A 17,616-nucleotide genomic window follows, 5' to 3' on the forward strand; every position below is an offset into this window, starting at 1 on the left:
ATATTTTGCATTACATGGGTCGTAAAACCATGCAGAAATTTTATCGTCCGCCCCAGCACTGTTCCCAATCCTTTTGGCAACGACTTCGATTGATAGGTTGGGGATTGGCCGTAGCCGGATTGAGTGCAGGCTGTGCTTCCATCGCAGGCAACTCGGTGGAGCCTATGCCCAGTCCAGAACCCGTGGCGATCGCCCCTCCTACCCCTGTGCCCGCTGCATCCCCCGCTCCTGCTGCCCAACCCCCCATTGACCCCTATCCCCAGGCGCTGGAGCAGGCAGCGAATGCGGCCAATATCAGCCAAGCGGCCCAGTCTCAGGACGATTGGCGACTGGCCGTGAGCCGCTGGCAGCAGGCGATCCAACTGATGCAGCAGGTTCCTACCACCAGCCCCAACCACGCCAGCGCCCAGAGCAAACTGGGAGACTATCGCCGCAATTTGGCGATCGCCCAGCAGCAGGCCAGCCGCGGACCCGGAGCCGATGCCAGCGTGATTTTGAGAGCCTCACCGTCGCCCCGCTCGACAGGTGGCAACAACGCTCCCCCTGCGTTGGCTCAAAGTCCGGTGAGCGATCCCCCCAACTCGCCCAGCGCCAGCCAATCTCCAGAACCCCAAACCAGCGCGGCGATCGCCGATTCGCCTCCGGCCTCCGCCAGCTTCCGCACGCCGATTGTGCGCCGCGCCGGGGGAACGCCCGTGATCCGCGTGACGTTCAACGGCGGGCCGACGTTTGAGATGATCCTGGATACGGGAGCCAGCGGTACGCTAATCACGCAGCGCATGGCGGCGGCCCTGAACCTGCGCCCGACAGGTACAGCCACGGCTAATACCGCCAATGCCCGAAACGTCACGTTTCCCACCAGCACCATCGACTCGATGGAGGCAGGCGGCCTGGTGGCGAGGAACGTGTCAGTGGCGATCGCCGGCCCAGACCTCACCATCGGCCTTCTGGGCCACGACTTTTTCGGCAACCACGATGTCGTCATCCGCCAGGATGAAGTCGAGTTCCGCGCCCGATAGTGGCACTTTAGAGATTGTCGAGGGGGCCGGGAATCAGCTCAACGAAATCACTCCTGACCCAGCCGACAATCCCCGAACGAGTCAAGCGTACTTTGAACCAGCAAGAACCATCTGGAGCTACTCCCCAATCCAATAGCTGATCAATTTCATCTCCAATACGACCCTGATGCCTTACTAGATGGTGGGTTCCAGCACCAGCACGAACGTTTATACGAGAACCAAGATCGCGGCCAGTTAGAAAGCCGCCTGTACTTCCTGTTCCTGGCAAAAAACTCACACATCTCTCTTCTGCTGCTTGTTTGTCAGATAAATCTGCATTTGCAGCTTTTGGTGCTAAAGGCATAGAGGGAAGCAGGGTAGAAAGCAGCAGACTGGATGCGACCCAGAATGTGTGTTTCATAGCTCGACGTTATGCTTCATCACATCCGTTCCAATCTATGTGGCTGGACAGCAGGCCAGTAGCGTTGGACTACGGAAATGATTGCGGAGGGTAAAGCATGGGGTCGAGGATCTACGGAAAAGTCTGCGCCTCAGGGTTTTGGGGAGTTCCGGAGGGCAACAGGTGGCCGCTTCATGGCCTATCCACTGGGCCAGTCGCTTAACCAGTCGCTTAGATGGTAGCCACTGCAAATGATCAGGGGCGATGCTTCGAGTCGAGGCTCGGTCGGAACTTTCCGAGCGACCCCGCCCCAAGTTATCGCCCCTGCGAGAGGAATGTGTTGCTGCGTAAACTGCGACCGAAGGCTAGAGCGAACTCATCACCGTGCGGGCAGCCTGAATCGTCTGGTCGATGTCTTCGTCGGAATGGGCCAGAGACGTAAAGCCAGCCTCGAACTGGGACGGAGCCAGGTATACGCCCTGCTCCAGCATTCCCCGGTGGAAGCGACCAAACTTTTGCAGGTCAGACTTTTTGGCATCTTCGTAGTTATGCACCGGGCCAGCGGTAAAGAAGAAGCCAAACATGGCGCTGATGGAGCCACCGCAGGCCGCGTGTCCCGTGTCTTTTGCTGCCTGAAGCAGGCCGTCGGATAGTTTCTTGGTGATGCGCTCTAGGTATTCGTAGGTGCCCGGACGCTGAAGCAGTTCTAGCGTCTTGATGCCTGCCGTCATGGCTAGCGGGTTGCCCGACAGCGTGCCTGCCTGATACATCGGGCCGGCCGGGGCGACCATTTGCATGATGTCGCGCCGGCCGCCATATGCGCCCACAGGCAGCCCGCCGCCAATGACTTTGCCCAGGGTGGTCAGGTCGGGCGTAATGCCGAACTTCTGCTGTGCGCCGCCGTAGGAAATGCGGAAGCCCGTCATCACTTCGTCAAACGTCAGCAGTGCGCCATGTTCGCGGGTGATTTCTCGCAGCCCCGCCAAAAAGCCTGCGTCTGGGGGAATGAAGCCTGCATTGCCGACGACGGGTTCCAAAATTACTCCGGCGATTTCACCCGGATTTTCGGCAAACAGGGCTTTTACGGCTTCCAGATCGTTAAACGGAGCGGTGAGTGTATTTGCAGTGGTGGACTTGGGCACGCCGGGCGAGTCAGGCAGACCCAGCGTGGCCACACCGGAACCTGCTTTGACCAGGAACATATCGGCGTGGCCGTGATAGCAGCCCTCGAACTTGATCACCTTTTCGCGGCCGGTGAAGGCTCGCATTAGCCGCAGCACGGCCATGCAGGCTTCGGTGCCAGAGTTGACAAAGCGTACCATTTCGATGCTGGGCACCGCGTCAATCACCATTTCGGCTAGCACGTTTTCTAGGTAGCAGGGCGCGCCAAAGCTAGTGCCCTTTTCGGCGGCTTCCTGGATGGCTTTGATGACTTCGGGATGGGCATGACCGCAGATGGCTGGCCCCCAGGTGCCGATGTAGTCGATGTAGCGGTTGCCGTCTACGTCCCACATGTAGGCATCTTTAACACGATCGATCACAAGGGGTTGACCGCCGACGGACTTAAAGGCGCGAACTGGCGAATTTACCCCGCCAGGCATGAGCTTTTGGGCAGCGGCAAAGATTTCTTCTGAACGGGTTGTTTTTAAGCTGGTCGTACTGGTCAAGGGTTTCTCCTGTGTATCGTTATGGACGGATGTTGTAGGGGATTGCGCCGGTTGGCTTGAGGAGGAGAGGCGTTTGGCGCACTGCACATTTCATTATCCTACGTAGTGGAGTAGGGTTAAAGTTCAAGACAGGCGTTGAGGTGATGAGATGCTGGTTCGGAAGCTGATGAGCTGTGAGGCGTTTATCGCGGGCGATCGCACGTTGCTGCGAGAACTGCTGCATCCCGACAAGCAGCCCGTCGATCTGCGCTACAGCCTGGCCCACGCCACCGTTGCCCCCGGCGATACCTCCACGCCCCACGCGCTGCGAACTTCGGAGGTGTATTACATCCTCAGCGGCGTGGGGGAAATGCACATTGGCGACGAGGTGCAGCGAGTCGAACCGGGCGATGCGGTCTATATTCCGCCTAATGCGCGGCAGTTTATTCGCAATATCGGCTCGGAGGCACTGGTGTTTCTCTGTATTGTCGATCCGGCCTGGCGGGTTGAAGACGAGATCGTGTTTGAGTAATTGTTTGAGTGATATAGCGCTGCCCGGTTTTGCTGCCTAGTCTTTGAATGCCTAGTCTTTGAATACTGCCCAGCATTTACACCGCCCAGCCTTTATACAATGTTGCCAGTTGCCAGAAGTCTTCAGTCCGTGGTTATCGGTCTTGGAGACACGTTATACCCAACTGGATTGCGCTGAACTTACGTTTATCGGTGAACTCTATGGCTTTGAAACTCTATGGCGGGGCCCGCAGCCGCGCTTCGATTGTCAAGTGGTATCTAGAAGAGTTGGGGCTGCCCTACGAGTTTGTGCAGCTGGATATGCAGGCCGGGGAACATCGCCAGCCGACCTATCTTGCCATCAACCCCTTTGGCAAAGTACCGGCGATTGTGGAGGATGGCTTTGTACTGTGGGAGTCGGGCGCGATTTTGCTCTATCTGTCCGATCGGCACGATACCGGGCTGACGGCAGAGCAGCGGGCCTGGGTGGCGCAGTGGGTGCTGTTTGCCAATTCCACACTTAGCACGGGGCTGTTTGTAGAAACGGTGCGCGATGCCGAAACGCCGCGCCTGCTCAGCGGGTTGGAGAGCCAGCTTGCTACGCGGGAGTGGCTGGTGGGCGATCGCCTTACGGCCGCCGACATTGCTGTGGGGTCCATTCTGGGCTATGCCACGCTGATGCTGAAGCAAGACTATGCCGACTATCCGGCGATCGCCGCTTATCTCAAGCGTTTGGGCGATCGCCCCCCATTCCAGCGCACGATTATGGGGCGGGGGTAGTGCCGCTGTTGGCCCTGACCTTGCCGATTCCTACTGCGGGTCGCAGCGGATTTCGACCATAAATCCGTCTGGGTCATAGCAATAAATTCCGCGACCCGTTGGGCGAGAGACGGGGCCGTGGTCGATGGGCACTCCGTTGTCGCGCAGCACAGCGACCGCTTCATCAAACAACTCTGGCGCAATGTCAAAGGCCAGGTGATTTGCGCGGGTAAACTGTCGCTGAGGATCAGGGTTGGGCGGCGATAAATCGGGTTCATAAAACAGGTCGATTACCGTGCCGTCTGGTGTGACGAAGTTCGCCACTTTGCCTGCCGCCACTAGGTCGATCAGCGTAGCCGGAATGTCGCTGCCTTGCAGTTCACGGAGTCCTAAAATCGTGCCGTAGAAGTGTCGGGATGCCTCCATGCTGTGAACATTTAATGCGACATGATGAACTCGTCGGAGCGCAGACGGAGGCAGGGTTTTGGACATAGCGGTTGCTCAAGGTCTTCAGGACGACTTTTTCTCAAAATAGCGTTCCTGGGTGCTTTTGTGGATCAAAGCTATCTCTTCAACAAGATCGTCCAACGCCCTCTAGCGCTGCTGGCTGCCTGGGTTCAGACACCGCAAAAAATGAGTCCAAAATGCTAGCCTATGGATAGACTGTATATTTGTAAAAATTTGATGCAATGTGTTTGGCCGTGTTTCATCGATAATCGATTTCGCAATAATTCGGGTTTTCTGCGCCGCCTTGTTAGAGGACGGTTTAGATTATTACAATCACTATCTCCTCGAACCGTGATTCTGATAAACGGCTGAGCGATAAATTTAGCCAGTTCAAGCGTTGTGATTCAGTGCTACGGTTTTTGGGAATTTGGATTCTATACATGACCTCTTTTTCTAAAGAAAAAAACAAATTTGTTGTTACTACGCCGATCTACTACGTAAACGATCTGCCCCATATTGGGAGCGCTTACACTACGATCGCCGCAGATGTCCTGGCGCGGTTCCATCGTCTAAAGGGTGACTCGGTGCTGATGGTGACGGGCACGGATGAGCATGGTCAGAAAATCCAGCGGACGGCTGAGGCGTTGGGGCGATCGCCCCAGGCTCATTGCGACGAAATTGCTGCCGGGTTCGCTGCGCTCTGGAAACGCTTCAATATCCAGTACGACCGCTTTATCCGCACCACTGCTCCCCGACATGAAGCGATCGTCAAAGAGTTTTTTCAGCGGGTGTGGGATGCGGGCGATATTTATCTGGGGCAGCAGCAGGGTTGGTACTGCGTCTCCTGCGAAGAGTTCAAAGAAGAGCGCGATCTGCTGCCGGAGAAGCACTGTCCGCTGCATCCCAATAAACAGGTCGAGTGGCGCGACGAAAAGAACTATTTTTTCCGCCTGTCAAAATATCAGGACGCGCTGGAAAGGCTCTACGAATCTCAGCCCGACTTTATTCAGCCCGAAAGCCGCCGCAATGAGGTGCTGAGCTTTGTCAGCCAGGGATTACAGGATTTCTCCATTTCTCGCGTCAACCTGGCCTGGGGCATTCCGCTGCCCGTTGATCCCGACCATACCATCTACGTCTGGTTTGACGCGCTGCTGAACTATGTGACGGCCTCGGTCGAGCCAGACCAGGAGCCGACGCTGGCAAATGCGGTATGGTGGCCCGCCAGCCTACATCTAATTGGTAAAGATATCCTGCGGTTTCATGCGGTCTATTGGCCAGCCATGCTGATGTCCGCAGGATTGCCCCTGCCAGAGCGAGTATTCGGGCACGGCTTCTTGACCAAAGATGGTCAAAAAATGAGCAAGAGTCTCGGTAATATCATCGATCCGTTTGATTTGGTTCAGCGCTACAATTCCGATGCGATTCGCTACTATTTCCTCAAAGAAATTGAGTTTGGTCGCGATGGCGATTTCAGCGAAACTCGGTTTGTCAATATCCTGAATGCTGACCTGGCAAACGATTTGGGCAACCTGCTGAACCGTGTTTTGAAGCTTGCCCATAAGAACTGTGGGGGGAAGGTTCCGGGAGGAGGGGGCGATCGCCCGTTGCTCGACGAATCCCTTAAAGCAATTGGAAAAGACCTGGGGGAAGCCGTCACTCAAGCTTACGAAACCCTGGCCTTTGACCAAGCCTGTAATGCGGTGCTGTCTGTCGTGCGTGCCAGCAACAAGTACGTAGACGAGCAGGCACCCTGGACGCTTTTCAAGCAGGGCAATCAATCTGCCGCTGAGCGGGTCATCTACACCGTTCTTGAAACGGTTCGACTCTCTGCCTATTTGCTGTCGCCTATCGTGCCCAACTTGAGTAGTCGAATTTATCAGCAGTTGGGCTACGCGGTGGACTTTAACCAACTGGATGAGGCGTTCATCGCGGCTTCGATCCCATTTTCGGCTCACACCCGCTGGGGCACTCTGCCGTCGGGACAGTCGCTCGCTGCGCCGCAGCCTGTGTTTCAGCGTCTAGAGCTTCCGATAGCCTCCTAATAGCTTCCTGAAGACCGTTGACTCGATTCAATTCGCCTGGTTCGATCTGTCCGGTTCGATCTGCCCAATTCAAATTGCTCGACTCAAACTGCTCGATTCAAACTGCCCGATTTAAACTGATTCAAATTCAAATCTTGTCCGATGCAATTTTGATTGACGTTGCGCTTTGTTTTTGTTTACTTTTCAACTGACCGTTTCAATTGACCGTTCAAAGACTGTCTTTTCTTTTTGTTTCTAAGGATAAATCGTTTAATAAACCCTTCGGAACCTTTGAAAATACATCCCTTGGAAAAAATACACAGATAATTTTAAGAGGCTAAATGTGATGCTAAGCCACCATACAGAGAGCGATGCAGTGTTTACTCCAGAGCAGGTGCTAGAAAATCGCGGCCGTGTGGCCATTTTTATCGACGGGTCTAACCTGTTTTATGCCGCGCTACAACTCGGCATTGAAATTGACTATACTAAGCTGCTCTGCCGCCTTACATCTGGCTCACGGCTGCTGCGGTCGTTCTTCTACACTGGCGTAGACCGCACCAACGAGAAGCAGCAGGGCTTTTTACTGTGGATGCGGCGCAATGGCTATCGCGTGATTTCCAAAGACCTGGTGCAACTGCCGGATGGTTCCAAAAAAGCCAATTTGGACGTGGAAATTGCCGTAGATATGATGGCGCTGGTGGGGGCCTATGATACGGCGGTGCTGGTGAGCGGGGATGGCGACCTGGCCTATGCCGTAGATGCGGTGAGCTATCGGGGCGTGCGGGTGGAGGTGGTCAGCCTGCGCTCAATGACCAGCGATAGCCTGATTAACGTAGCCGATCGCTACATCGACCTGGATTCTATTAAAGAAGACATCCAGAAAACGCCCCGACACAACTACACCTATCGTCCGCTGTCGGGTATTGGGCTGTCGGATGAGCAAGAGTCAGAATAGCAAGAGTCAGAATAGACGTTTGAATGCAGCTAGGGGTTTGTCAGCAACCCTGGTGAATGGTGGAGATTGAACCAGCGGATCGCGCAAAATCTGTCTACCCGCAGGAGCAACAGCGGCCGTCCGTCGTCTAAGGTAGAGGCTGGGACAGATTCAGAACCCTGAAGCGGTACTCCTGGCTGGGCGATCGCCCCTCATGCTTCGAGTTGGGTAAAGATTGGGTGACTTTGATGCCTCGTTTTATCTCTATCTGGGCTTTGCTGACCGCAGGGTTGATGGTCGGGTTGACGGCTTGCCAGCCTAGAAACCGTGCCTCGGAGCGGCTGGCGCGGGATAGCGCTGCGGTTCAGCAAATTGATACCAACCTGACCTTCAACAACATTACGCTGGATCAGGCAGATGAACAGGGCAAAACGGTCTGGCGCATTACGGCTAAGCAGGCGACCTATAGCGAAGATAAGCAAATCGCCAGATTGACCCTGCCCGAAGGCGAACTCTATCAAGATGGAAAAGCGGCCTATCAGGTAAGGGCGCAGTCGGGTGAAATTCTGCAAAATGGCGAGAAGATTTTCCTGCGGGGCGACATCGAGGCAATTGACCTAGAAAGCAAGGCGGTGCTGAAGGCGCAGGAACTGGAGTGGATTCCGAATCGCAGTCTGTTGATTCTTCGCAAAGACCTGACGGGAACCCACCCGCAGATTCAGATCGCCGCAGACCAGGCGCAAATTTTCAACAAAGAACGCCGCATGGAACTGAGCGGGCAGGTCACTGCGACGACGACTGATCCCGTCCTGCAACTGAAGGCAGAGCGGCTCGTGTGGCTGATGCAGCGAGAACAGGTGGTGAGCGATCGCCCGCTGCAAGTGACCCGGTTCTTGAACCAGCAGGTGAGCGATGTGGCCCAGGGCAACCAGGGCAATCTGAACCTGCAAACCAACGTGCTGACCCTGACCAACAGCGCCCGCATTGTCACCAGCAACCCGCCGCTGCAAATTAGCAGCAATTCCCTAGTGTGGAATGTGCCGCAGGAGGTGCTGAGTACCGACCAGCCTGTGACGGTGATTCAGCGGCAGGAGCAAGTGACCTTAGCCGCAAATGCCGGACGGTTTAACCTGGGCCCGCAAACGGCAACGCTCACGGGGAACGTCCGCGCCGTGGGGCAGCGCAACCAGGCGCAACTCAATGCCAACCGACTGGACTGGAATATCCGCAGCCGTGAGGTCGTTGCCGAGGGGGATGTGGACTATCGCCAGACCGATCCACCCGTCACCATGCGAGGCCCCCGTGCTGTCGGCAAGCTAGAGCGGCAGACTGTGACCGTTAGTGGCGGGCGCGTAGTGACGGAGATTATTCCTGAAGGGCTTTGAGGTGGAGGGAAGGCGGGAAGAAAGAGGGAAGAACGAAGAGCAAAAAACGAAACTTCTTCTCTCAATAGGCGGCCTATAGCGGTACGTTTCGTGCTGGGTCGCCAAGCTGCTGTTGATAGATGGGCAGGCGATCGCTCGGCTGAATTTCTGCGGGAACGGGGGTTGCTTCTCCCCACTGGCTGACGAGGGCTTGCAAGAGGCGGTCTTGCTCGGCGCGGACGCTGCCCAGGTCGGCTGTGCCAATGTCGATAATGGCAAACCACACTACGCCGCGATCGCGCGTCGGTAGGGCCCCCGCCAGCGAACTGACCCGATCGAGCGTACCTGTTTTGACCGGCGTGCCGGCCGTAATGCGGCGATCGCCTAGGGTTCCCCGTTCGCGCCCGACGACGGGAAACAGGTCAGACACGCTGAGTCCCTCCGCCTGGAGCGATCGCTGGGTTGCCGTCAGCATCGCCACCACAGCGCGGGGAGAAATCTGGTTTTCTTCGCCCAGCCCGGAGCCGTTGATCAGCCGGACTTCTTCAGCGGGTATGTTTGCCGCCGCTGCTGCTGTTCGAGCCACCGCCGAGCCACCGCCAAGCTGTTGCGCCACTGAGTCGGCAATGAAGTTGTTGCTGAAAATATTCATTGCCTTCAATACCTGCACCAGGCTGAGGGAGCGGCGTTGCAGCACGGGCGTAAAGACAGGCGGCTGGGCTAGGCTAACCACTTCACCCGCGATCGCCACGCGGGGCTGGGGCGTACCGGGCGGAAGCTGGGTGTATTGGGTCTGCGCTTCGCCTGTCCACAGGTCAGCGTTGATCCCCTGTCGCAGGAGTGCCCCGGCCGTTTGGGGATCGCCTTTGAAGTTCATGGCAAAGTTGCCCGCGATCACCAGATTGCCCTCTACCCGCCGGATGCCCCGCTGTTCTAAGGCATTTCCCAGGGCGATCGCCTCCTCCCAGACAAACAGCGGATCGCCGCCGCCCTGAATCACCAGATCGCCGCGCACCACGCCATTTTTGATGGGCCCCGTCACGCCCACAGTGGTATTGAACGTATGCGACGTACCCCAGGTTTTAAGCGCTGCCAGCGTGGTCGGAATTTTGGTCAGCGAGGCCGCTGGAATCGGCTCCAGACCTTTGTGTTCACTCAAAATTTGGCTGCCCGACTGCACCCATATCCCCTGAGCGCTGGCGGGCATTCCCATCGCCTCCAGGGCCAGCAAGTGTTGACGAAGGGCGGCGATCGCCGTTGGATCTTGCACAAGCTGCGGCTGCACCAGCGCCTCCAGCCAACTGCTGTCTTTCCAGCCCGCCCAATCTACCACTTGCATCGGCTCAGCAGTTTCTTGCTCCGCTGCCAACAGTTCCATAGGAAACAGTCCAACACTCAAACAGCCCAGCAGTGCCGACATCCATCTAGCGCCATATCGAGCCTTCTGTCGGCCAGATCGCAGCCTACCCGAACAGTGGTTTTGACGATTTTGCAGACGCTCTCGCAGAATGCTGACCCGCACAGCCTACTCCCGTAAATCGCATTCGTGAACTATGGTTGAATGCCACTTCTGGCGGCACTCTTTAGTATCTTAAGCAATCCGAATCGAGTGCAATTCAATTCATCACAACTTGGGCAAGGCTAATTGGGTAAGACTGATGCGCTTGCGACAAGCTTTTTAAGCTTGGAATGATTTCTCGCAGCGAGTTCTGTCGGCAACTCATTTGGCGATTTCAGGCAGGTGTTGTAACGTGAGTGAAGCCGGGCCGATGCCGGATTATTGACTAAAACTCGGAACTGAACTCATGAACCCCGACGAAATTTTGCAAGGGATACAAAAAGGCTTTCGCGTCACCTTGGGAGCCGCCAGCACGCTGGCCGAAACGATTCAAGACAGCCAGCGGCGCGAAGAAACCCTGGCGCGGCTGCGGACTGACCCCAGCGGGCTGGCCGACGATCTGGCTGCCAAAGGCGAAGTGACGGAGCAAGAGGCCCGTGCCTTTTTAGATAACCTGATGGCGCAGCGTCCAGCAGGGGCTTCCTGGAGTGGCCCTGCTGGCTCCTCCAGCGGCCCAACCGCCTCGACTGGCGGTGTGCCCGTGGCCCCGCCTGATATTCAGGCAGACTTGAAAGACCTGACAGAGCAAATTTCTGCGATGCGGGCAGAGCTAGAGCGGCTTCGTCAGCAAGGCAGTTAGCCTGCGTCTCCACAGAATAATCGCAAAGCAGTCCTGAGGACTATCCTCAAGACTTTTCTGAGGACAAATCATTGCCAAGATTTGCTGGGAAGCTTCGTAGAAAAGTTTGCGGCATAACGTCTAGAAATACCACTATGTTCTCAGGACTGTCCTGCAAACAATCTTGCCATTGAGCTTCCCAGGAAAATTTTTAGAAAAGCGCTCCGAAACGATTTCAGGGAAGTCCTGTTGTCTTGGGGACTTTCCTAAGAACCATCTTGAGAACTGAACTGTGGGAAATCTTTCAGCAGGCGTTTACTATCTGTATATTCCTAAGGACAGTTCTCAGGACTCTCCTGAGGACAAAGCTGTGGCGAGCCTATGAGGAAAATCCTGAGGAAAGTCTTTAGGAAAGTTTTTAGGAAAGCCTCAAAAGTCCTCAGGACTGTCCTCAGGACATGTTATAGTTTTAATTGACAGCAGGACTTACGCAGTTGGGCGATCTCTTGCAGGCGCAGCCCGCGAGAAATCCTCCAAAACGCAGAAACTTATCGCAAGCGTGTAAGTTCTGTGACAGAAAAGGCTAAAGGGTTCAGGAAGACTAGCCCCCACTGGTGGGTCGAGCTTCCGCTGGCGGACAAATGCCAGAGCAACTGATAGCCCATCACCTTGGTCAAACCTCAGCCCAAAGCTGTGCCAAAAACTAAGGTGATGCCAGTGCGAACACTAACATCACCTAAGAAAAAGAAAGAACGAACAATCGAAAGAATCGAGTGTATCGAATACGTGAAATCTAGCCAGCTTAACCGCTGGCTTTTCTATTTTACAGGCTTCTACGTATGACGCAAAGGGGCCTGATGACTTTCATATTGGCTGTCACACAGCATATTAGCAGTCATATAGCTGTCTAATTTCTGTCCAATTTCGCTAGCCGTACTCAACTCCGCTCTTTCGAGACTTTCCAGGCGGTTTCTCCACCTGCTCGATATCCCGACTTGGTAAACGTAAATCCGGCTTCTGAAAAGCGATCGCCATAGTACTGCATTTCCGAAATTGACAAATCCAGTAGATCGGCGATCTCGGAGGTTCGCATCAGCCAGCCGTTTCGCGCTGCGTCTTCCAGCTTTTGGTAATAGGCGAGGGGGTCTTGGGGAGGTTGGAGGCGGTTGGCAAACTGGGCGGCGATCGCCGACACTAAATTAATCACATCAGGCTGTATATTGGACAGTCCTGAGGAATCTCCAGAAGAAGAGTTTTGTGCAGGCTGAATGCCCCGGCTTTCCAGAAATTCAGGCATCGTGCCGCCAGATTTGATGAACTGGTGCAAGTCGTCGAGTAGGCGCAACTGTTCTGCATTGACAAAGGACTTGTTGCCGACCTTTTGAGGGTCAATGCCCAGATCGTTCAGCCGTTTATAGACAGCGCTTTTGACCAGTCCATATCGCTGCATCAATTGATTGACCGGGATTCGGTCGATTTCGCCGCCGTTCATCTGCGTTCCTCTGGACAGTCCTGAAGACTATCCTCTCAGTATCGCGTATGATTCCGTCCTGTGAAAAGTCCTAAAGAAAGTCTGCTATGGCAAAGGACAGAGGGACAGGGCCGGGAGCAAAAGGCGAAATAATCAGCGTAATTTCAGCGTAATTCAGGTGAGTCAAGAATTCCAAAGGTCTAGAACCTGATCCTGAAGTCGTGCGTGAAGCGGGCCAAAGCTATGTCAAACTTTGTCCATTAATTTGTCCATTAATTTGTCCATTAATTTGTCCATTAATTTGTCCATTAATTTGTCCACTAGACAGTCCTGAGGAATGTAATTTGGTGGTGCATGTCTGTCCTCAGGACTATCCTGAAGACTGTTCTGAACTGGATAAATGGATTCCCGAAAAGCTTCCCGATTTGTTCCTGGCTAGCGCGTCAGCAGCACAAACACCGTCTGCATCAGCCCCACAACCACACCCAAAATGCCGCCCAGGTTCACGATGCCCTGGAGTTCACTTTTCACGATGCCCTGGATGGCGGCTTCCAGGTTTTGCGGCGAGGTCGCTTTGACGCGATCCATGATGACCTGCTCCAGGTTCAAGATGGGAATCGCCTGTTTTACGATCGCCTCTAGATCCCGCTCCAGATAGCGTTCCAAGACCAGAGCCAGTTCCTTGCTGACAGGCTCCAGCGAACTATTCACCGCTTCCGAGGCCCGCAGTCGGTTCACCAGCAATCCTGCCACCTTGTCCCAATCGACCGAATTGCTCAGCCCCATCAGCAACTCTTCGCCCTGGGTTTGCAAATAGTGGCGAAAGTTGTCGCGCAGCGTCCGGCGCAATTGTCGCACTGTAGACACGGGCAGGTTTTGCAGCGACAGATTTTGCAGCACTTCCCGCAGCCGATCCTGAATATTTAGCGTGCGGATGAGTTCCTTGATTACGGCGTTGCTGGCATCGGGTTCGTCTAGACAGTGGGTTCGCAGCCGCACCAGTGCATTTCGCACGCCAAACAGGTTTGCCACGACCCAGTAGGTGCCGCTGGTTTTTGACCGAAAGCTTTCGTCGATGACCTGAATGTTGCGATCGGTGAGGAAGTCGATCGCGCCCTGACGCAGCACGTCTGGGGGCAGCACTGCATCCAGCATCCATTTGGAAAGCTGCTCGGCCTGCGACTGAGAAAACTGAAACTCCAGCAATACTTGGTCAAATAGCTGATTGAGCTGGGCTTCTAGAAAATCTTCGCGCCGCGCCAGCACCTTGATTGTGCGGGGCAACGACTGTCCTACCAGATCGTGCAGAATGTTGGAGACAATTTTGACCGTGCGCTGCTCGTTGCCCTGCTGAATCTGGGTCAGGGTGAGCGAGAGGAGCCACTGAATTGCCGCCTGCACACGCTCCGGCTGCAAGAGCCGTCGGGCAATGTTTTGCAGTTCTTCTGGGGTCAGCAGCGATCCGAGAATGGCGTTAGAAATACGCTGGGCTAGTCGCTCTTGGTTTGCTGGAATTAGCCCCGGCGTAAAAGGCAGTCGCCGTCCGCCAAGGTGAATCGGCTTGTAGGGGCGAAAGAGCATTTTGATGGCGATGTCATTGGTGAAATAGCCAATGATCCCGCCAAGAATGGGGGGTGCAACAAGAATGATGAGAGACTGGAGGTTCAACGGATGCGGCGTGGCAGGATGAGGAGTGGTCTGCCCATTTCGACCATACCGCTTTCTAGGGATCAGGTGCCAGGTTTTGGGAGGGCAGCAGGCGAGGGCTGGGTTTCAAGCCCTTGAGTTTGTAGCCTATGTTGCTTAGAGGATGTTTGAAAAGTCCTACTGTTTGTAGCAAAGCGTGCAAGATCCCCCTAAATCCCCCTTAAAAAGGGGGACTTTCAGGCGGTTTCTCCCCTTGTTAAGGGGGGCTAAGGGGGGCTCTCTGAGTGCTTAACATTACAGGCGATACCTTTTCAAACACCCTCTTAGGGCCTTGTTGTGGAGCAGCGCTGCCGCCCCACAATCATATCTGTGCCCTGAAACATCTGCGCCCTAAGACATTTGTGCCCTAACTTCTTGTTTCCTGGAACTTGTCTCCTGATCCCAAATTAGCCCGCTAAGTGTGTTTCGACTACGGAGACGAGGTGCGTTGTCCAGTGGTCTACCAGATCAGCGTGGGCGGCTTCTACCATGACGCGAATGACAGGTTCGGTGCCCGATGCGCGGACGAGGATGCGGCCGCGATCGCCCATGTCGGATTCTGCCTGGGCGATCGCTCGTTGCAGGGGTTCGCAGGTGTGCCAGTTCAGGCGGCGATCGCGGTCTTCCACGCGCACGTTCCGCAACAGTTGGGGATAGGTCTGGAAGCTCTGATCGCGCAGGTCGGCCAGAGACACCCCAGACTGCTTGACCAGGGCCGCCAGGTGCAGCGCCGTCAGCATCCCGTCGCCGGACACCGCGTAATGCGGGCAGAGGATGTGGCCCGACTGTTCGCCGCCCAGCTTTGCGCCCCGCTTCACCATTTCGGCGTGAACATACTGGTCGCCCACGGCAGTTCTCACCAGGGTTCCGCCCTGCGCTTCCCAGGCCCGCTCAAAGCCGAGATTTGCCATCACGGTGGAAATCAGCGTGTCGTTGGGCAGTTGTCCTGCCTGACGCAGCGTGTTACCCCAGAGATACAGGACGTAATCGCCATCAATGACGCGCCCCTGGCTGTCTACGGCCATCATCCGGTCGGCATCGCCATCAAAGGCAAACCCCATGTCGGCCTGATGCTCTAGAACCGCAGCCTTGAGAGAAGCCAGATGGGTGGAACCGCAGTTGACATTGATGCGATCGCCATCGGGTGCGTCGTGCAGGCAAATTACCTCAGCGCCCATTTCGCGGAAGACCCGTTCACCCAGGTTTGCCGCTGCGCCCCAGGCCAGATCCAGCACAATTTTTAGCCCTGCGAGGCTGACTTGGGGCTGGAAGGGCTGATGCAGCGACGCAACGTAGTCTTGCAGCAGTTCCGGGCGATCGCAGCACAGGCCCGTATTCGTCAGAGCGGGGGCGCTTTCCAGGGGCGATCGCAGCGCTGCTTCGATTTGGGCTTGCAATTCTGGGGCCAGCTTTGCCCCCTGGCTGCTAAAAAACTTGATGCCGTTGTCTTCTGGCGGGTTGTGGCTGGCGGAAATCATCACGCCGCCCGCCGCGCCCAGTTTGTTGGCCAGGTAGGCTACCGCCGGAGTCGGGCACAGGCCCAGGTTCCACACCTCCAGCCCTGCGGAAGCCAGCCCCGCCGACAGCGCCGCCGACAGCATATCGCTAGAGTTGCGCGAATCTTGTCCCAAAATCATCGGGCCCGCCTCGGACGTTTTCAGCACTTGCCCTGCTCGGTAGCCAACCTGAAACGCCAATGGAGCCGTCAGCAAATCTCCCGCCCGTCCACGAATTCCGTCTGTGCCAAACAGCTTGCCCGCCGGTAGCGACAGCGGACTCCAAAGCTCATCAACCGCCCGTCCGCTTGCCGGAACGCAATCCGCAAGGCGAGACGACCCCGACCATACAGGAGAAACGACCATAACCTAGCACTCCAGAAAAATCACTCCACACACATGAGGAGAATAGCACTTTGTTGGTTAAGAAGATTAAATACCTATTGACAGATGTTTCGATAGGTTGATGACTCTGAAGACAGATCTAGGACTTACGCAGTTAGACGATTTCTCAGGGGCGCAGCCCGCGAGAAATCGTCCAAAACCCAGAAAACATATCGCAAGTGCGTAAGTCCTGAGATTTTTCGAGCGGGGGCGTGTAGTACTTTGCGGGGGCGGGTTGGGGGTGTCCGGAGGGTTTTGGGAGAGGAGTCCCAAAGGGTTGAAGGGATTTTTTTCGCTCCCTGTCCTCTGTTTCTCCACGATTCTCCGCGCCCTGGCCCCTGTTATAGGTCAGACTTACGGGTTTCGATCAAGAACTTCTGGCGGATTGCCCTTTTGAACCGGTCTGATGGCGGGTTGTGGCGGATTGTGGCAGCTAGAACTTACGCAGTTGGACGATTTCTCGCAGGCGCAGCCCGCGAAAAATCGTCCAAAACCCAGAAAGCTGATTGCCAGTGCGTAAGTCCTGAGCAGTTTCAGATTTGGGCAGGGCTGTTTAAGATAGGGCTGTTTAGGATAGGGCTGTTTAAGATAAGGCCAAAGGCGATCGCCCGTGGGCCAGGTTTCACCCATAGTTCCCGATTCAGCGCGAGGCTCTAGTCTGCATGGCTTCTCCACTTTGGCCCTATGTCACCTCTGGCATTCCCGACGACCGCTTTGAGCAGTTGCCCGGAATTCCCCTGACCAAGCGCGAAATTCGGGTGCTGCTGCTGTCGCAACTGCGGCTGCGTCCGGACGCAGTGTTGTGGGATATTGGCGCGGGCACGGGCACGATTCCGGTAGAAGTGGGGCTGCGGTGTCCTTTGGGAAAGGTTTATGCCATCGAGCGCGACGCGGAAGTGGCCAGCCTGATTCGCCGCAACTGCGATCGCTTTGGCGTAAAAACAGTGGAAGTGGTGGAGGGCAGCGCCCCAGAGTGCCTGAGCGAGCTAGCGGATGCGCCGGACTGCGTGTGTGTGGAGGGGGGGCGATCGGTGAAGGCGATTTTGCAGGCGGCGTGGAGCTATTTGCTGCCGGGGGGACGCATCGTGGCGATCGCCACTAACCTCGAAACGCTCTATGCCATCTCAGAATGTCTCGCCAGCCTCCAGGTTCGCAATGTGGAAGTAGTGCAGTCGGTGATCAACCGCCTGGAAAATCGCGGCATTCATCAGGTGTTTGCAGCGCTTGACCCCATGTTTATCGTCAGCGGCGAAAAAGGAGAATGACCAAATCTCCCCCCAGTTGCTTCTGCCGTTCTAGCAACCCACACTCTACCAAGTTTTC

The 17,616-nt window shown here is 55.7% G+C and carries 15 protein-coding genes; 8 read left to right on the forward strand and 7 right to left on the reverse strand.

Features of this window, described 5'->3' with window-relative positions; genetic code table 11:
• Nucleotides 1–164: 164 nt before the first annotated feature.
• The gene (locus tag JTM80_RS10335; protein WP_172358187.1) at nt 165–1,019 is read left to right on the forward strand and encodes a TIGR02281 family clan AA aspartic protease; all 855 of its coding nucleotides are present in this window, start codon (nt 165–167) and stop codon (nt 1,017–1,019) included.
• A 7-nt stretch (nt 1,020–1,026) separates the two neighbouring features.
• Here the strand turns inward: JTM80_RS10335 and JTM80_RS10340 are convergent, their stop codons facing one another.
• Entirely contained in the window at nt 1,027–1,419 is a 393-nt protein-coding gene (locus JTM80_RS10340; protein WP_205371128.1) for an SH3 domain-containing protein, read from the reverse strand.
• Between the two features lie 344 nt (nt 1,420–1,763).
• Nucleotides 1,764–3,065, reverse strand: coding sequence for a glutamate-1-semialdehyde 2,1-aminomutase (gene hemL / locus JTM80_RS10345; RefSeq protein ID WP_172358185.1), 1,302 nt, complete (start codon nt 3,063–3,065; stop codon nt 1,764–1,766).
• Nucleotides 3,066–3,213: 148 nt separating this feature from the next.
• Between hemL and JTM80_RS10350 the strand changes: the two genes are divergently transcribed.
• Together JTM80_RS10350 and JTM80_RS10355 are read left to right on the forward strand one after the other, a co-directional pair.
• A complete protein-coding gene (locus JTM80_RS10350) occupies nt 3,214–3,576 on the forward strand; it encodes a cupin domain-containing protein (RefSeq protein ID WP_172358184.1) in 363 nt (120 codons plus the stop codon).
• A gap of 200 nt (nt 3,577–3,776) precedes the next feature.
• On the forward strand, nt 3,777–4,334 hold the full coding sequence (locus JTM80_RS10355; RefSeq protein WP_172358183.1) for a glutathione S-transferase family protein: 558 nt from the start codon (nt 3,777–3,779) through the stop codon (nt 4,332–4,334).
• Nucleotides 4,335–4,364: 30 nt separating this feature from the next.
• On the opposite strand, the gene JTM80_RS10360 is transcribed toward JTM80_RS10355, so the two are convergent.
• Nucleotides 4,365–4,805, reverse strand: coding sequence for a VOC family protein (locus tag JTM80_RS10360; protein WP_172358182.1), 441 nt, complete (start codon nt 4,803–4,805; stop codon nt 4,365–4,367).
• A gap of 395 nt (nt 4,806–5,200) precedes the next feature.
• Between JTM80_RS10360 and metG the strand changes: the two genes are divergently transcribed.
• The 3 genes from metG to lptC all read left to right on the forward strand — a co-directional run bounded on the left by metG (nt 5,201) and on the right by lptC (nt 9,100).
• The gene (metG, locus tag JTM80_RS10365; RefSeq protein WP_205371129.1) at nt 5,201–6,802 is read left to right on the forward strand and encodes a methionine--tRNA ligase; all 1,602 of its coding nucleotides are present in this window, start codon (nt 5,201–5,203) and stop codon (nt 6,800–6,802) included.
• Nucleotides 6,803–7,127: 325 nt separating this feature from the next.
• Nucleotides 7,128–7,736 (forward strand): NYN domain-containing protein, encoded by a 609-nt coding sequence (locus JTM80_RS10370; RefSeq protein ID WP_172358180.1) that lies wholly within the window; start codon nt 7,128–7,130, stop codon nt 7,734–7,736.
• 227 nt (nt 7,737–7,963) lie between these two features.
• Nucleotides 7,964–9,100, forward strand: a complete 1,137-nt coding sequence (gene lptC / locus JTM80_RS10375; protein ID WP_172358179.1) for an LPS export ABC transporter periplasmic protein LptC — start codon at nt 7,964–7,966, stop codon at nt 9,098–9,100.
• 73 nt (nt 9,101–9,173) lie between these two features.
• Here the strand turns inward: lptC and JTM80_RS10380 are convergent, their stop codons facing one another.
• A complete protein-coding gene (locus JTM80_RS10380; protein ID WP_205371130.1) occupies nt 9,174–10,499 on the reverse strand; it encodes a D-alanyl-D-alanine carboxypeptidase in 1,326 nt (441 codons plus the stop codon).
• Nucleotides 10,500–10,884: 385 nt separating this feature from the next.
• Here JTM80_RS10380 and JTM80_RS10385 point away from each other — a divergent pair, with 385 nt between their 5' ends.
• Nucleotides 10,885–11,277 (forward strand): hypothetical protein, encoded by a 393-nt coding sequence (locus tag JTM80_RS10385; protein WP_172358177.1) that lies wholly within the window; start codon nt 10,885–10,887, stop codon nt 11,275–11,277.
• Nucleotides 11,278–12,193: 916 nt separating this feature from the next.
• On the opposite strand, the gene JTM80_RS10390 is transcribed toward JTM80_RS10385, so the two are convergent.
• The 3 genes from JTM80_RS10390 to glmM form a co-directional block, all read right to left on the reverse strand.
• Nucleotides 12,194–12,748: a hypothetical protein gene (locus JTM80_RS10390; protein ID WP_172358176.1), complete on the reverse strand. Its 555-nt coding sequence runs from the start codon at nt 12,746–12,748 to the stop codon at nt 12,194–12,196.
• A gap of 414 nt (nt 12,749–13,162) precedes the next feature.
• Nucleotides 13,163–14,395, reverse strand: coding sequence for a DUF445 domain-containing protein (locus tag JTM80_RS10395; protein WP_172358175.1), 1,233 nt, complete (start codon nt 14,393–14,395; stop codon nt 13,163–13,165).
• A 425-nt stretch (nt 14,396–14,820) separates the two neighbouring features.
• The gene (gene glmM / locus JTM80_RS10400; protein WP_205371131.1) at nt 14,821–16,275 is read right to left on the reverse strand and encodes a phosphoglucosamine mutase; all 1,455 of its coding nucleotides are present in this window, start codon (nt 16,273–16,275) and stop codon (nt 14,821–14,823) included.
• Between the two features lie 680 nt (nt 16,276–16,955).
• Here glmM and cbiT point away from each other — a divergent pair.
• Nucleotides 16,956–17,558 (forward strand): precorrin-6Y C5,15-methyltransferase subunit CbiT, encoded by a 603-nt coding sequence (cbiT, locus tag JTM80_RS10405; protein WP_172358173.1) that lies wholly within the window; start codon nt 16,956–16,958, stop codon nt 17,556–17,558.
• The last annotated feature ends 58 nt before the right edge of the window (nt 17,559–17,616 follow it).

Origin of the sequence: Thermoleptolyngbya sp. PKUAC-SCTB121, from assembly GCF_016919485.1 — a bacterium.
Taxonomy (GTDB): domain Bacteria; phylum Cyanobacteriota; class Cyanobacteriia; order Elainellales; family Elainellaceae; genus Thermoleptolyngbya; species Thermoleptolyngbya sichuanensis.

What these genes read in the sequence shown, in the direction of transcription:
- JTM80_RS10335 (WP_172358187.1), top strand. Translation starts at nt 165, where the DNA reads ATGCCCAGTCCAGAACCCGTGGCGATCGCCCCTCCTACCCCTGTGCCC.
- JTM80_RS10340 (WP_205371128.1), bottom strand. Translation starts at nt 1,419, where the DNA reads ATGAAACACACATTCTGGGTCGCATCCAGTCTGCTGCTTTCTACCCTG.
- JTM80_RS10350 (WP_172358184.1), top strand. Translation starts at nt 3,214, where the DNA reads ATGCTGGTTCGGAAGCTGATGAGCTGTGAGGCGTTTATCGCGGGCGAT.
- JTM80_RS10355 (WP_172358183.1), top strand. Translation starts at nt 3,777, where the DNA reads ATGGCTTTGAAACTCTATGGCGGGGCCCGCAGCCGCGCTTCGATTGTC.
- JTM80_RS10360 (WP_172358182.1), bottom strand. Translation starts at nt 4,805, where the DNA reads ATGTCCAAAACCCTGCCTCCGTCTGCGCTCCGACGAGTTCATCATGTC.
- metG (WP_205371129.1), top strand. Translation starts at nt 5,201, where the DNA reads ATGACCTCTTTTTCTAAAGAAAAAAACAAATTTGTTGTTACTACGCCG.
- JTM80_RS10370 (WP_172358180.1), top strand. Translation starts at nt 7,128, where the DNA reads ATGCTAAGCCACCATACAGAGAGCGATGCAGTGTTTACTCCAGAGCAG.
- lptC (WP_172358179.1), top strand. Translation starts at nt 7,964, where the DNA reads ATGCCTCGTTTTATCTCTATCTGGGCTTTGCTGACCGCAGGGTTGATG.
- JTM80_RS10380 (WP_205371130.1), bottom strand. Translation starts at nt 10,499, where the DNA reads ATGTCGGCACTGCTGGGCTGTTTGAGTGTTGGACTGTTTCCTATGGAA.
- JTM80_RS10385 (WP_172358177.1), top strand. Translation starts at nt 10,885, where the DNA reads ATGAACCCCGACGAAATTTTGCAAGGGATACAAAAAGGCTTTCGCGTC.
- JTM80_RS10390 (WP_172358176.1), bottom strand. Translation starts at nt 12,748, where the DNA reads ATGAACGGCGGCGAAATCGACCGAATCCCGGTCAATCAATTGATGCAG.
- glmM (WP_205371131.1), bottom strand. Translation starts at nt 16,275, where the DNA reads ATGGTCGTTTCTCCTGTATGGTCGGGGTCGTCTCGCCTTGCGGATTGC.
- cbiT (WP_172358173.1), top strand. Translation starts at nt 16,956, where the DNA reads ATGGCTTCTCCACTTTGGCCCTATGTCACCTCTGGCATTCCCGACGAC.